The sequence below is a fragment of the Pseudoalteromonas sp. S2721 genome, from assembly GCF_005887425.1.
GTDB classification, from domain to species: Bacteria; Pseudomonadota; Gammaproteobacteria; order Enterobacterales; family Alteromonadaceae; genus Pseudoalteromonas; species Pseudoalteromonas simplex.
In genome coordinates this window covers 1-13,333 of the sequence record NZ_PNCZ01000038.1, presented here as the reverse complement: position 1 = coordinate 13,333, position 13,333 = coordinate 1, and the positions used below count along the sequence as shown (strand labels likewise).

Here is a 13,333-nt window from a genome sequence, read left to right as displayed (position 1 = left end):
GATACTAAAATTGATCATCTTTTTTATTCTCGCACCTCGTAACTATGATCTCCTATTTCTCTCCAACTAACTTCTAATGCCTACTATAAAACCCTTGTTTTTAGCACCTAAAATCACATTTCATTCTTTGCGTTACCTTGCTTTAATGGTATTTTAGCGCCAAGCAATCTTGCCCCTATAAAGGAAGTAAAATGGCATCCAAAACCGTCGAATACTACAACCAAAATGCGCAAGCATTTGTCGATGCCACACTCGATGTAGACCTCAATGAACTTTACGACGAATTCTTACCGCTGATCCCAAAAAAAGGCGCTTTACTCGATGCCGGTTGTGGCTCTGGCCGCGACGCTTTCATCTTTAAAGAGCGTGGTTATAGCGTAGATGCATTCGATATCAGCCCAGCTATGGCAAAGCTGGCGTCAGAATACTTAAACCAAGATGTAGCAGTAAGCAGTTTTCTAGAGCTAAACGACGTTGCTAAATACGACGGCATTTGGTGCTGCGCAAGCCTTATTCACGTAGCAAAAAATGACTTAACCGACGCATTCAATAACCTTGCCCGTGCATTAAAGCCACAAGGCATTGTGTATGTATCGTTTAAATACGGCGACGGCGAGCGCGAACACAACGGTCGCGAATTTACTGACCTAAACGAACAAGCTCTTGAGAGCATTATTAAAGGCACAGACCTATTTATCCTCAAGTCATGGCAAAGCGCCGACCAACGCCCAGAGCGCGCCACAGAAACATGGCTAAACGCCATTTTGCATAGAAGAACGATATAGTAGTCTGGCTGTGTAATCGAAGTTCAAATAACAAAAAAGGTCGGCAATTGCCGACCTTTTAGCTTTAGTAATTAAACTCTTTTGCATCAAGTTCACTTCTGCGTTCTTGCAGCGTTAATTGATGCTTTTTTGAATTCCATTTATTGTTTCTTGGGTTTGAGCTAAGTGCCGAAGAAGTGCACTTTGCAGTGTTAGCATAAAAACCAATTTTGTTTTCAAGTGCAAAACGCCAATCGTTTTTGCTATGACCAAAGTAAGTTTGGTTTACAACTTTATTTTTTAATCTAGCGTAATGATGACGCCTTAATGAGCGCGATTTTTTCATATTTTATCTCCACGTTGGAAGTGGCTACTGCTTCCAGTAACCGCATAATCGGGAGATGAAATTCAATATTAGGTAATTGCATAGAGCTTGATATCCTTAAAAGCTCAATAACACGTGGTTATTTTTAAAAATTGTTGAAGTTTTTTGATAGTTCTTTAGCCTGATAAAACAAAACTTGAAAACTGATTGTACCCTCTTAGAATGCATTTCTGCACTAAAATCCTCTTAGATAAATTAGAGTTATTATTTCATTCATCGAAAAAACCTATATTTTTCATGGTTATTCATGCTAGATTGTTCCTAAACTTAATGCTGACTTAACAGCTCGCCATTTAGTATCAAGAAATAACCATGGAGCGGTTTATTCATTTTAAGCCGCAGTAACAGGATTTAGTTTATGCGCTTAAAAGAAGCACTCAGCGTTTTATCAAAGTCTGCAGTAAAGGCATAGTTTGGATATGGCTATGCAACAACAGCTCGACTTTATCGCATATATTCAACGTATGTTGGTGGATGGGGACTTCAGTGCCACTTATAAGTTTGCCCTTTTGCATGCGTTAGCTGATATAAGTATTGAGAAACAGCAATTAGATCCGAATTCGCAATTACAAATAACTTTTGACGAATTAGTCGAAAAGTTTATTACGTTGTATTGGCATCAAGCATCTCCATTTGGTGCCATTGGTAATAATAGAGACCAGCTACTTTTACAAAATACCAACTCCAAAAAACAAGCCAAAATAATCACTACACTGCACGATGCAAAATTAAACAACATTAATTCAGTTAGCCAATTAAAAAGGTGCAGTGATTGGAAAAACATACGCAGAACAACGTTACAAACCATTAAAGATGGACCGCTATGGTTATTACAAAAGCTAAATGGCAAGGAAGAGTGCTTCTTATACCCTCATGTTAAAGGGCTGCAATACATCACCTTAAATGCAGGTATTGCTAGTTGCTTTAGGCGCTTTTACGATTTAGTTGTCTATTTAGCTAAAAATGCATGGCTACAAAAAATCCAAAGCATTAAATATAACCAAGCGCTAATCGGCCCACAGAGCCAACTTCATGACTTTTTATTTGGCTTTGATCGTAATGCACTCAATAAAGCAAAACCTGTATTAATAGAACTACAACGTGGTCACTGTTTTTATTGTCAAAAGGCATTAAACAGCAAAACTGAGGTTGATCACTTTATTCCGTTTACGCGTTACGCCAATGATCTCGGCCACAACTTTGTGGCAGCTCATAGTAAATGCAATAACAGTAAACGCGATTTTCTAGCCGCGCAAGAGCACCGCGAGCGTTGGCAAGAGCAAAACCTAGTTGTTCATAATCAGCATATAACAAATGAGTTAAGCGATTATTTTAATTGTGACGCTGAAAAGTCACGCTCGGTAAGCGATTGGGCCTATCAGGTTGCTCAGGCTAACAGCGCCAAATTATGGGCAGACATAAATAGTTTTGAGTTTGCAGAAGGTGTTGTTTACCAACAACAAAATAATGAGCTTGGTTTAGTGGCGGAAGAAAAGCCAATGTATAACGTGTAGATAGTGAAGTTTAACGTATATACCGATAGTTTACGTGCAGGATTCCAAGGGATTAAAAACCCATATTTAGGTTTTATCGCGTTGGCGATGGCAACCAAAGAGAGGCTGCCGCCGGCCTCTCTCTGGACTCTCTCGGCGCACCCGAGGATCACACTTGATCTTCAACTTGCGTTAATGATGTGAACGTAAACAGCGTAAATAGGCCATCCATGGCCAAACTACGCTTTGTACAGCATCCATGCTGTAAATTACTCATCATTAACTTAGTTTCAGGTGTGATCACGGGGGAATTGGAGTGTGCTGGTAGGTTGGTATTCATAGGAAAAGGTTTTGACTATATCTAGTTTGTATAAAAGAGTAACTTTAATATGACTAACGCATCATCTAAAAGCATTTTGCACGATGCTACACCCTCTTGGAATGGCTATAACTACCAAGGAAAAGTAGGCCTCTATGTTTCTTTAACTAATATTATCAAAGAAGCTCGAATAGGAATTGGTTTACCTACTTTCGATACTTTCTTAGATGAACACCATATTGAGTATGAATGGATAGAAGATTTTGCCATCAAAAGAGGTGACGAATATTTGTCTCTTCACCAAGTTAAGCATAAAGGCGAAAATAAATTTAAAGATCATGTAGAAGCAATCGCAACAATTTTATACAGAAAGAAAGGTATCCTGCCAGATACTGACATATTTAAATACTTCAACTTTAAAAGTAAAAAAGAAGGTGATACGGCAACAGCGAAAGAAAAGCTTAAAACAGAAATAAGTACTCATAAACTTATTGATGAGCAGGGGTTATTAAACAGTAACTGGAGAGATAATGTTAAATTTGTAGATATTAAGTACCGAAGCAATATTACAAAATGCTTTACCGATTTTGAAGCGCTCTCACAGAAAGCGTTCAGGACTTCAACCACTTATTTCCATACAGCTGATGAAGTTGCACCTCCCTTGGAAAATATAACCAATATTGCAAGTATACCAAGCCATTTAGTTCCAAATTTAGCTAAGCCAAAAAGTCTTTCCTGCCAAAAGGTTTTTCTCAGCTTTGATAAACCTATTGTATATAATCTTGCTCTATCTGATGATGCACTGAACTCAGAGCTAGACACACTAATCAAGGAACTCTTAGCGTTATTGCACACCGGAACAACTTTTCTTGATAAAGATATCAAATTATATAAAACAGCATTGTGTTCACTTGTTGATCAGAATTTAATGTTAAGGCACCAGCACATTAGAGATAAGAAAGATCATCATATTCCTTACTTGCAGAAAACTAAACCAAGTATTTCTTTTAAGGTTATTGTACAAAAGCTAAAAAGTACTTATAGAGATCAAGATGATTCATATTGGAATTTAGTGTGTCGTGAAAACTTTGAAAAGGCTTATAAAGAGCAAATTGAAGACACTCACAAGTTGTTAGCAAACTCAGTTATTGATGATAAGAAATACCAATATTATATGGTACGGTTGGAGTCTGTTCGCCAAAATGTAATTCAACATTATTTCCCTGATGACTGTGCAGGTTTTTTGCGGCGCATATACCCTCACGTTTATCAAGGCCCGTCGAAACAACAGTATTATTCTCAAATTTCAGAGCCAAATAAAATTAAAAGTGTTTTTTTTAACTTTATTAAAAAAGTTGAAAAACCATCTGGTAAATTAACACTAAAATGCAAAAAAAAGGTTTTTGAGTATCAGCCCAGTTGTATTAATTTCAATGAAGCTGACCCTGAAGTTAAGTATATTGAGATTGAGAGAGCAAAAAAAGGGTTGGTCGATAATCAAGGTGATAAATCAAATGTTTTTAATAATGTAGATTATATCGTCGTCAATTCAACAGGTGAAAATGATGAAATTTTAGCTGGAATAGAAAAAATAACAGAAGTTGAAAGCTATGATGAAAATAGCTTAGATACAAAAGAGTCAGATAAAATCACTCAGCAAAAAGAAATTAGTTTTATAGATAGCAGAAAAGCGTTAGGAGAAATAAATGGATGATCTAATCGAGAAGATTTTTATAGAATCTCAACTCTCCTTAGTAAAAGTTAAATATATTGAAAAGGATTATGATTTTACAGCGTTTGTATACATTGGTAAAAATTTACAAAGTGATTACTTTGTTTATGTTCATTTACCGGAAAGGGTTTTGGCTCACGTTACGAATGATATTCAAATAAAGTTACTCTCTTTAATTAAAAACAATACTGATAAATTTGAGAAATTGACAGATGAAGGTGTAGAGATATCATCTGCATTTGATAAAAATGCTACTTTGATAATTTTTACTGCACATAAAGCTAGTACAAAGAAGGATGTACTAAAAAAATCTATTTCAATTGAAGAGGATCCATACTTTTTCAAGAAGCAAGTTTTATTGTTGTCTGTTGAAGAACTTAAAATAATTAAAAACTCTTTTAATAGTAAGGAAGGGAGTTATATTTCTTTTATTCAAAGTGTAATTTCTGATTCTGAAAGGTTTAATGAATTTACAAAAGCTAACCAATTAAAATTGACTGAAAGAGAAATTGAATATTTATTTGTAGCAAAGCTTTATGAAAAAATCCCTTTCTTGTCATTAATAGTTACGCCTTCTAATCAAGAGATATTACAGAAGAATATAGATAATAAGTTAACCGAAAAACAGTTAAGAGAATGTGAGAAGCTGCTAGAACTCGATATAAATGATCTTGAAAGCTGGCTTACTGAACTTGTAAAGGAAGATGAAACAAATGATTAAGCTAGGAAGGATGCTAATTGAGAACTTTAAATCTTTTAAAGAACCAGTTGAGTTTGATTTCACTGGTAATGATCTAGTTCTTTTTGATGGTCCAAATGGTTTTGGGAAAACAACAATATTTGATGCTATCGAACTGTGTTTTACGGGGAAAATATCTCGAGTTAAGCATACTGATACAAAGAATAAAGAAGATCATATTCTTAAGGGAGATAATTCTAAGCCAACGACTGTTCAGTTAGAGCTTTTAAATGATACAAGTACTTTACTTGTGGTCGGTATTCATATACCCGCCAATATTTCAGGCGAAGCGGGTAGGGTAGCAAAATATCAAAATGCTATTGAGCGTTTTGAAACTAATGTGTGGCAGGATGAAACTGTTTTTCGTGATTTAAGTAAAAATAAGCTGGATGAAAGCAAATTAAATAATTTATTAAAGAATGAAAAACTAGATAAAACATTTACTTTGTTTAATTACATCCAACAAGAAGAAACTTGCCACTTCTTAAAACTTGATGAAAGCAAACGCCACCAAGAAATAAGTTATCTATTCGGTACAATAGAAGAAAAAAATAAAGCCGACCAATTAGATATGCTTTCAGCCAAACTGAAGAAAAAAATAGATGATTACTACACCCCGTTAATCAATAAAGAAGAAGAAGAATTAGCACAGTTATCAAAACCGACTACTGAGGATGAAGATTCAGTAAGCACACTAAGTAGTGGGAAAATTGCTATATTTAGTGACTTAACATCTAGCACTGTAGAGCAGCTTGAAGTTTATAGAGATAGCTTAGAAAGTGTTGAGTGGCTAATAAAAAATAATTCTGATTATGAAAAGCTAAAATTTAATTACTTTTTACATAAAATGACAACAGAGCGAATTGACCAACTTCAGAATTATTTAAAAGTTGGCTTGTTTGAAAATTATGAAGATTTAGAAAAAAAGCTTAATAAACACAGTCTTACTTGGATAAAATCTAAGAGAAAAGCTGATAGCTATAGTAAGTTAATTACATTATTTGATGATAAACCAAATAGCCTCAGCGAAGATATTTTAAATATTTACAAAGAAAAATTTCCTTCAAGCTATGATGTGTTCACAACTGATATAGCTTTATTTTTAAGTTTGACGAAGACAAATAGTTCGCTAGGCTCTTTACTCATTAAAATCGATGACAGTAGAAAGAATCTTTTATCTCACTATAAAGAACATATTGGCTATGATGAAGAAAAGCAATGCCAAAATATACCTTGCCCATTATGTGGGGATATTAAGCCAACAGGACAAGCTTTACTTATTGAATATGAAAAACAATCGAAATTCTTCTCTGGACAGTTAGGAGATAATGATAAGGCACTTAAGATTGTAACCGAAAAACTAATAACAGGCCTTATTAAACCTTCTATTAGAAAAATGAAAAACTATCTCTTTAAATATAAAGATTATTTAAACTTTGATTTAATAAATGTGAATAATAATAAGAGCATAGGAGAATCTGACTTCAATGACATGATGAAAGTCAGAACGTGGCTTGAATACAATGTTGGGGATTGTACCCCATTTATTGATAAAAAGTTATTGGAAGTTAATGAAGATTATCACGAAAAAAAAGAGCTACTTATTACTTTTATAAATAGCCACAAAAAGCAACTTTCTAATGAACCGCTAAAAGAGTATGAGCAATTAAAACAGGATCTAAAAACGTTGGGTTTAGTTTTTGATGACGCTGAAAAATTGACTATTGACTTGAATGATATTCGTAGAGACTCATCACTATTGACGCGATTGATTTTGCAGCAAAGATCTTCAACCTATAAAGTAAAAAGTTTAAAAATATCTCAGCTAAAAGAGGAGTTAAAAAAGTTAAAGCTAAAGAGGGATGAAATAAAGGAAATCAGTAAGGTCTATAAAGATGAAATTAAAGCTTATGAAAAAGATGTTGCAAAACATATTGCAATACCGCTTTTTGTATATAGCTCTAAAATACTACAGTCTCGCCCAGAGGGGAGCGGTATATTTTTAATTACGCCGACTAAAGGAAGCGAAAAAGGCTTTATGAAGTTCAGTGCTACACCTAGTGATAGTCATGATGCATGGAATACAATGAGTTCGGGGCAGCTTGCTGGTGTTGTTATCTCATTTATGCTAGCAATGAATAAGGTTTACCCTTCTAAGTTATCAACTATATTGATTGATGATCCAGTGCAAACTATGGACGAAGTGAACATGGCTTCTTTTGTCCAAATGATGCGATATGAGTTCTCAGATCTTCAAATCATTTTATCAACACATGAAAGTAAAGTGGCTAATTATTTCCATTATAAGTATAGTCAGGCGAATTTAAAGTCATTGCCGATTAATATGAAAAATAAGAGGCTAGAATATATAAGTTAGTTTTAATTTTTAGATTAAAATATCTGATTGAATTTTAATAGATATTTTAATCTTTAATTTTACTATCTATTTTTCCAGCCAATACCAGTAACTATGCCCATGCCAACTGCAAGAACATGAGTTAAAATTTTTAAAGCTGTATTACTATCATCTTTAACAAAAATTAGTCCAAAGATTAAAGTAATTATGAATATCAAGATAACAACTAGAAGCCAAAAACCGTGGCTAAAGCGTTTTTGATCTAAGACCATGCTTTTAAGTTCACGTTCGTGCTTTAATTCAATATTTTTATCATATGACTTCACCCCTTCGAAAAGAACACCTGTAATCATTTCTAGATTTTCATTATTCTTTTTTACAACTCCATATGTACTTTCTTCATCATTAGTTAAATTATCGAAGTGATTTTCTAGTTTTTCTTCAAGCTCTTTAATTGACATATTTTTCCTTAATTTTATCTATTAACCAATAACTTACTGTTTCATAAATATTTCACTAGGCATAAGTTCGGTTAGCTCTTAGGTTATATTCAGTGTTGAGTGCAGGTGTGAGTTATTTCTATAACTTTATTATGCTTTAGTTGTTCCATTTTTTGCTAATAATATATTTTCACAGGCAAAAGTGTTGCATTGTAAATGCCAACCTGTTCCATAAACCACTCCCTGTTATTTACAGCCAGTTTACTGAAATAGCTAATGAAAACAAGAAATAACTCATTGTTCAGTTGCAGGAGATTGCTGAGGTTTTCCCCGTGTTCACACCCGAAATTGAATTAATTATGAGTAATTTACAGCATGGATGCTGTAAAAAGCGTAGCTTGGCCACGGGTGAGAAGCGAAGCTTTAAACGAGAGGATATGGATATCCGAACTGGGGTGCGTACAGGGATGTGTAAGTTGTGCCTATCTACGCTGTTTACGTTCATTTAATTAATTCAAATTGAAGGAACAGTGTGAACCTCGGGGCGCCGAGAGATTCCAAAGAGAAGTCGGCGTTTAGTTCTCTTTGGTTGCCGTCGCCAACGCGACATACCTAAATAAATCGTTAAAAGGTCACTTTTTCCTCGCCCTAATTTTGGTACAATGTGGCTTACCAAATTACACAGATGTAATGTTATGAATAAATGGATTTTATTACTCGCTACTTTGCTTGCGAGTTTCAACACGGTTGCTGATGAGCAATATTCAAAAAGTCGCTGCGATAACATTGAGGCTGAGCGCGAGGGCATTCGTAAAAGAATGAATCGTAGCTACACGGCTAAGCAAGGTGAACGGTGGAATCAACGTTTAGATGAGCTTTTTACGCTGCTGGCTAGACACTGCAAACACCCAAAAAGAAGTTCTGGTAATGGCGGTAATTATACGTATCGCTCGAACCCTACCGCACTTTTAAACACCAAAGTACATAACTCTACTGTGTATTCAAATTCATATAATGACGATAAAAAGCGCCAAGCTTGGGGGCAATTTTATGAATTACCAAAACGTTGTAGAGCGAAGAAAATTCAGCAAGCTGATTTTGTATGGTGTAGCGAAAATAAAGCTGAGCAAAAGGCGCTATTTGAATCTGCTTGGAGCGGTAATTCAAAAGCAAGCCATAAAGATATTGTTATTACAGTAAAGCCAACTATTACAGAAATTAATGCAAATAAAACCACAAGCCAAGTTGCAATAAAAAGCCCGATAATCGAAGCACCCGTTAAACAAGCTTCAATTCCTTTAAATGAGAGTGTTGGTCCGCAAGTGACAAAGTTGAATGATCTTAAAATTTGGCAATTAGCCTTGGCAGGCATTGCGGCCATGTTGTTTGTGTTTGGTCTTTATCGTTGGTTTAAAGATTGAGTTATTTGACGGGCTAAAGCCCGACCTACGATGTAGGTCGCCATTTATGGCGACAGAGTGGTAGGGTTTTGAAACGCGATATGAAATCGCTGCTACAAGTTTATTTATAAACCTTATTATTGAGTTGTTTGACGGGCTAAAGCCCGACCTACGATGCCTCGCAACTACAGTTTCAACACCTCTCCTTGTAAACTCGGTGAGTTTGCAATACTGGTTTGGAGTTGTTCTATCAACAACTGGGCATTTGTTGATGGCGTGCGTGAATGTGGCCAGAGGGCGTAAATTGGCCTTGCGGGAATATCGTGGGGGGAGTCGATATAACTAAAGTTGCTGGTGTCGTCTATACAGCAAATTTCGCTCATCGGCAGTAAGCCAATGCCATAGCCTGCTTCAACCATTCTTCTGGCGATTGTAATATCAAAACAAAAGCTTGTATGTTCATACTCGGTTTTTAGTTTGTTAAGTAAGCCGCTGGGGAGTTGTGACTCTGAATAGGGCAATATCAACCTTGATGCTGGCGCATCTTTCTTTTTAATTAGCTTAATTGCGATCATGCCTAGGCGCTTTTGAAAATAGCTAGAGTCTTGTTGTTCGCCGATGCGAATAGCTAAGTCAAAACGTTTTTGGCTTAGTTGGCTGTTGGCATTACTTGGGTAAATGTGGAGGTTTAGCGCAGGGTTTTCCATCGCAAACTGATTAACTGCCCCCATCAGTGGGCCCGCAATGATGTTTTGTGGGCACAAAAGGTAAAACTCTTTAGCGGTGGGGGAGTCATTTAGTTGCTCAAGCTGGCTGTTAAGAGCAAGCACCTGCTCGCCTAATTCGTTATAAAGAGATTCGCCTTTGGCGGTTAACACAATGCCGCGGGCTGTGCGTTGCAGTAATGGCTCGGCGAGTTTTTCTTCTAATGCCTGAATGCGCCTTGATAGGGTTGATAGATTCAGTCCTAAATCTTTTGCTGTTTGGCTCATGCTTTTACGGCGCGCTATTTCAATAAATAAATGCAGATCATCCAGCATACGACTCCCTCAATCTTAGTTTGCATTTTCGTGACTGTTGCCACTTGGCCTGTGCAAATATAGTAACGCCAAGGAGGACATATGAAAATTCATTTTACTTTTACTGCGGCATTTTCGTTTTTAATGTCGTTTTTACTTTCGGCATGGGTCACTTATGTCAACTTAGGGCTGAGCGATACATTTTTTCTAAGTTGGATGAAGGCGTTTGCTAATGCATGGCCTGCTGCGTTTGTGGTGGCTTTTACGGTTGCCCCGCCAATTAGGGCATTGGTTTTAAAGTTATATAGTAAGGAGTCAGTATGATTAATATCGTGGCAAAAATTACCCCAAAGGCAGCATTATTTGATGACTGTAAAGGGCGTTTACAGGGCATATTAGCAGCCACTCGCGCAGAACCTGGTTGTAATCGTTTTGAGTTGTTTGCGAGCAAAGAGCAGCGTTGTTTGTTTTTAGTTGAGCAGTTTGAATCGCAAGCCGCCCTTGATGAGCATTATGCTCAGCCTTATACCCAAGCGGTGTTCGCATTTTATGAAAATGCGTTGGCAGAGCCAGTTGAGGTAGAGAAAGTGGAGGAGCTTTAGATTTTATTTGCACAAAGAGGATTAAGAGGCGCTGCGCTTTAGAGAAGAACATTAATTGGCTGTATCTCATTGTCTTCTCATTCACTTCTCTTTGTGAATAAAAATATTTGAACTTTAGGGAGCACCGAAGCGCTTCGCGCTGCATAGAGAAACCCATTTAAACCTTTCAAATTTCATACTCTCAAAGTACAAAACAAGTTTCACGCCGACAGGTAAAAAACTAGGCTACTGGGAAGTACTGCTATTCGTAGACTAGTTTACAAAGTTGAAATGGTTACAGCATATGCAGAATTTGTTTGGCTTTTTCGCTGGTTAAACACGCGGCCATTGGGCGTTTTGCAAACAGTTTGGCTGAGACTGTTTGTTCTTTGCCCATTTATTGGTTATGCAGCTGTTTAAAGTGTGGTTACTTGAGCAATATGCATTGGATGATAAACAGTTTTACTTTGGCAAGAATTAATATTCAGATTTGTTATTGCTCTTTCACTTTGTGAGAACATAAATCGAACTAGCAATTTATCAGTCTTTCAGGTGAATTTAGCGCAGATTTGTTGCAGTTTTATTTGAAGCTGTTAGTCTGTACCTCTAAATTTTACAGTGACGTAAATTCATGTTTAAACGGACTTTAATGCTTACAGTGCTATTGCTAGTAGCTGTATCTACACGGGCGAAAGAGCCAATCCTTTCTAATGAGTGCAAAAGTATTCAAACTGAGCGCGCTGAATTGCAATCTGCGTTAAGAAAGTCTCATGTACTTGATAAAATAGAAATTTATAAACAGCAAATTCAGAACTTATCTGCTCGATTTGCTGAAACATGTTTTACCAATGAACAAATAGCTGACCGTAAAGCTGCGCTTTTTAATCCTGATATTAGTTTACTTGAAAACCAACTAGCTAAACCGTTGTCTCAAAAAGCTTATTTAGAAAAACAAGCTGCGTGGCAACGTTTTTACGTGATGCCAACACGCTGCTTTAATCAGCCTCTTGAGCTTAAATATCTAGATTGGTGTATTGACAATAAACAGTTTCAATTTCAGAAATTTGATACGCTCTGGCAGCAAAAGAATACACAAATCGCGCGTTCTGAAGCTAAGCTGACAGATTCGTTTCATGAGTTTGTGCTGCCAAGTAAAACAGAACGAGCAAAACTGAGTGCGCAACAGCAATTAAAGCGCTACAGCAACACAACAGATTCCTTCTTACCGACCAATATAATTGTATTATGTGTTTTAGCAGTATCAGTGTTTTTTGGGCTGATTTTTATATTTCATTGGTTGATGCGCCCACGACCTGTGGTGAAGTGAGTATACAGTAGGCGTGAAATTTATTTCGCGCGCCATGCAAGCATAGGCACTGGGCTTTAGGCGTAAGGACGCGATATGAAATCGCTGCTACACATTCGTCTCTCTAAACTCACTTCTCGTTATTTGCTCAAACCATTCCCGGCTAAAGCCAGTCCTACGGGGGAAACAATAGGCACTGGGCTTTAGGCGCTAGGTCGTGATGTAAAATCTGCTACAGGCTCGTTTCTCGTTACTTAATCACTCATCTGTTTTAAGCTGTTTAGCGCGTTCTTCTGCATCAATAAGAGCTTGTGATTTTGGCTGTTTGGTTTTACTTTTTATCACAGGCTTTTCGTCAGAATTAGGGTCCCACGTAGGATCAAGCGATAAGTTTGCAAATGGATTATACGGCTTATCATCTTGTTGCTCGGTCTCTAAATTTGTTTCTTTATCAGCTTCATCAGAGTCACTAGCCATCTCTTCTAGCATATCGTCGTTACTCAGTTCGACAGACAAATCAACCGTATCTTCAGCAGGTTTTGTTGGTTCTTCAGGGCTAAATGACGCAGATTCGTCCTGTAGCTCTTGTTCAAGCGCTTGTAAGGCTTTTGCTAAATCATCATCGCTGATGTCGTCGTGATCGTCTGTTGTGCTTGGAGGCGTAACTGTTTGTTTATCTTCAGCAAAATTATCAGCAAACGATAAATCATCACCCATCAATGACGATAAGTCATATTCAGGCACGTCATCTTTAGACGGCTCATCGTCGGCAATAGGCTCTTTTGTTGAATACTCATCA

12 protein-coding genes and 1 pseudogene are annotated in these 13,333 nt (G+C 36.7%); 9 read left to right on the top strand and 4 right to left on the bottom strand.

Annotated elements, in window-relative coordinates:
- The first annotated feature begins 191 nt into the window (after positions 1-191).
- On the top strand, positions 192-785 hold the full coding sequence (locus CWC02_RS14430; RefSeq protein ID WP_138618976.1) for a class I SAM-dependent methyltransferase: 594 nt from the start codon (positions 192-194) through the stop codon (positions 783-785).
- 64 nt (positions 786-849) lie between these two features.
- Here the strand turns inward: CWC02_RS14430 and CWC02_RS14425 are convergent, their stop codons facing one another.
- Positions 850-1,110 (bottom strand): hypothetical protein, encoded by a 261-nt coding sequence (locus CWC02_RS14425; RefSeq protein ID WP_138618974.1) that lies wholly within the window; start codon positions 1,108-1,110, stop codon positions 850-852.
- Positions 1,111-1,574: 464 nt separating this feature from the next.
- On the opposite strand from CWC02_RS14425, the gene CWC02_RS14420 reads away from it, so the two are divergent.
- From CWC02_RS14420 to CWC02_RS14405, 4 genes are all read left to right on the top strand, one after another.
- Complete coding sequence (locus tag CWC02_RS14420; RefSeq protein ID WP_249364114.1) at positions 1,575-2,663, top strand: HNH endonuclease; 1,089 nt, start codon at positions 1,575-1,577, stop codon at positions 2,661-2,663.
- 368 nt (positions 2,664-3,031) lie between these two features.
- The gene (locus tag CWC02_RS14415; protein ID WP_138618970.1) at positions 3,032-4,675 is read left to right on the top strand and encodes an ABC-three component system protein; all 1,644 of its coding nucleotides are present in this window, start codon (positions 3,032-3,034) and stop codon (positions 4,673-4,675) included.
- The gene (locus tag CWC02_RS14410) at positions 4,668-5,414 is read left to right on the top strand and encodes an ABC-three component system middle component 1 (RefSeq protein ID WP_138618968.1); all 747 of its coding nucleotides are present in this window, start codon (positions 4,668-4,670) and stop codon (positions 5,412-5,414) included. Before CWC02_RS14415 ends, CWC02_RS14410 begins: the two co-directional genes overlap by 8 nt.
- Positions 5,407-7,809, top strand: a complete 2,403-nt coding sequence (locus CWC02_RS14405) for an AAA family ATPase (RefSeq protein WP_138619030.1) — start codon at positions 5,407-5,409, stop codon at positions 7,807-7,809. Before CWC02_RS14410 ends, CWC02_RS14405 begins: the two co-directional genes overlap by 8 nt.
- 62 nt (positions 7,810-7,871) lie before the next feature.
- Here the strand turns inward: CWC02_RS14405 and CWC02_RS14400 are convergent, their stop codons facing one another.
- Complete coding sequence (locus tag CWC02_RS14400; RefSeq protein WP_138618966.1) at positions 7,872-8,249, bottom strand: hypothetical protein; 378 nt, start codon at positions 8,247-8,249, stop codon at positions 7,872-7,874.
- A 674-nt stretch (positions 8,250-8,923) separates the two neighbouring features.
- Between CWC02_RS14400 and CWC02_RS14395 the strand changes: the two genes are divergently transcribed.
- Positions 8,924-9,649, top strand: a complete 726-nt coding sequence (locus CWC02_RS14395) for a hypothetical protein (protein ID WP_138618964.1) — start codon at positions 8,924-8,926, stop codon at positions 9,647-9,649.
- Between the two features lie 164 nt (positions 9,650-9,813).
- On the opposite strand, the gene CWC02_RS14390 is transcribed toward CWC02_RS14395, so the two are convergent.
- Positions 9,814-10,668 carry a LysR family transcriptional regulator gene (locus CWC02_RS14390; protein WP_138618962.1) on the bottom strand — a complete coding sequence of 285 codons (855 nt, stop codon included), beginning with the start codon at positions 10,666-10,668 and terminating at the stop codon, positions 9,814-9,816.
- A gap of 81 nt (positions 10,669-10,749) precedes the next feature.
- On the opposite strand from CWC02_RS14390, the gene CWC02_RS14385 reads away from it, so the two are divergent.
- From CWC02_RS14385 to CWC02_RS14375, 3 genes are all read left to right on the top strand, one after another.
- Positions 10,750-10,971, top strand: coding sequence for a DUF2798 domain-containing protein (locus tag CWC02_RS14385; protein WP_054563225.1), 222 nt, complete (start codon positions 10,750-10,752; stop codon positions 10,969-10,971).
- A complete protein-coding gene (locus CWC02_RS14380; protein ID WP_054553427.1) occupies positions 10,968-11,249 on the top strand; it encodes a putative quinol monooxygenase in 282 nt (93 codons plus the stop codon). Before CWC02_RS14385 ends, CWC02_RS14380 begins: the two co-directional genes overlap by 4 nt.
- A gap of 610 nt (positions 11,250-11,859) precedes the next feature.
- A complete protein-coding gene (locus CWC02_RS14375) occupies positions 11,860-12,555 on the top strand; it encodes a hypothetical protein (protein WP_138618960.1) in 696 nt (231 codons plus the stop codon).
- A gap of 237 nt (positions 12,556-12,792) precedes the next feature.
- Here the strand turns inward: CWC02_RS14375 and CWC02_RS14370 are convergent.
- Positions 12,793-13,333, bottom strand: a pseudogene (locus CWC02_RS14370) (hypothetical protein); the annotation flags it as partial.

What these genes read in the sequence shown, in the direction of transcription:
- CWC02_RS14430 (WP_138618976.1), top strand. Translation starts at nt 192, where the DNA reads ATGGCATCCAAAACCGTCGAATACTACAACCAAAATGCGCAAGCATTT.
- CWC02_RS14385 (WP_054563225.1), top strand. Translation starts at nt 10,750, where the DNA reads ATGAAAATTCATTTTACTTTTACTGCGGCATTTTCGTTTTTAATGTCG.
- CWC02_RS14425 (WP_138618974.1), bottom strand. Translation starts at nt 1,110, where the DNA reads ATGAAAAAATCGCGCTCATTAAGGCGTCATCATTACGCTAGATTAAAA.
- CWC02_RS14400 (WP_138618966.1), bottom strand. Translation starts at nt 8,249, where the DNA reads ATGTCAATTAAAGAGCTTGAAGAAAAACTAGAAAATCACTTCGATAAT.
- CWC02_RS14405 (WP_138619030.1), top strand. Translation starts at nt 5,407, where the DNA reads ATGATTAAGCTAGGAAGGATGCTAATTGAGAACTTTAAATCTTTTAAA.
- CWC02_RS14420 (WP_249364114.1), top strand. Translation starts at nt 1,575, where the DNA reads ATGCAACAACAGCTCGACTTTATCGCATATATTCAACGTATGTTGGTG.
- CWC02_RS14390 (WP_138618962.1), bottom strand. Translation starts at nt 10,668, where the DNA reads ATGCTGGATGATCTGCATTTATTTATTGAAATAGCGCGCCGTAAAAGC.
- CWC02_RS14375 (WP_138618960.1), top strand. Translation starts at nt 11,860, where the DNA reads ATGTTTAAACGGACTTTAATGCTTACAGTGCTATTGCTAGTAGCTGTA.
- CWC02_RS14415 (WP_138618970.1), top strand. Translation starts at nt 3,032, where the DNA reads ATGACTAACGCATCATCTAAAAGCATTTTGCACGATGCTACACCCTCT.
- CWC02_RS14395 (WP_138618964.1), top strand. Translation starts at nt 8,924, where the DNA reads ATGAATAAATGGATTTTATTACTCGCTACTTTGCTTGCGAGTTTCAAC.
- CWC02_RS14380 (WP_054553427.1), top strand. Translation starts at nt 10,968, where the DNA reads ATGATTAATATCGTGGCAAAAATTACCCCAAAGGCAGCATTATTTGAT.
- CWC02_RS14410 (WP_138618968.1), top strand. Translation starts at nt 4,668, where the DNA reads ATGGATGATCTAATCGAGAAGATTTTTATAGAATCTCAACTCTCCTTA.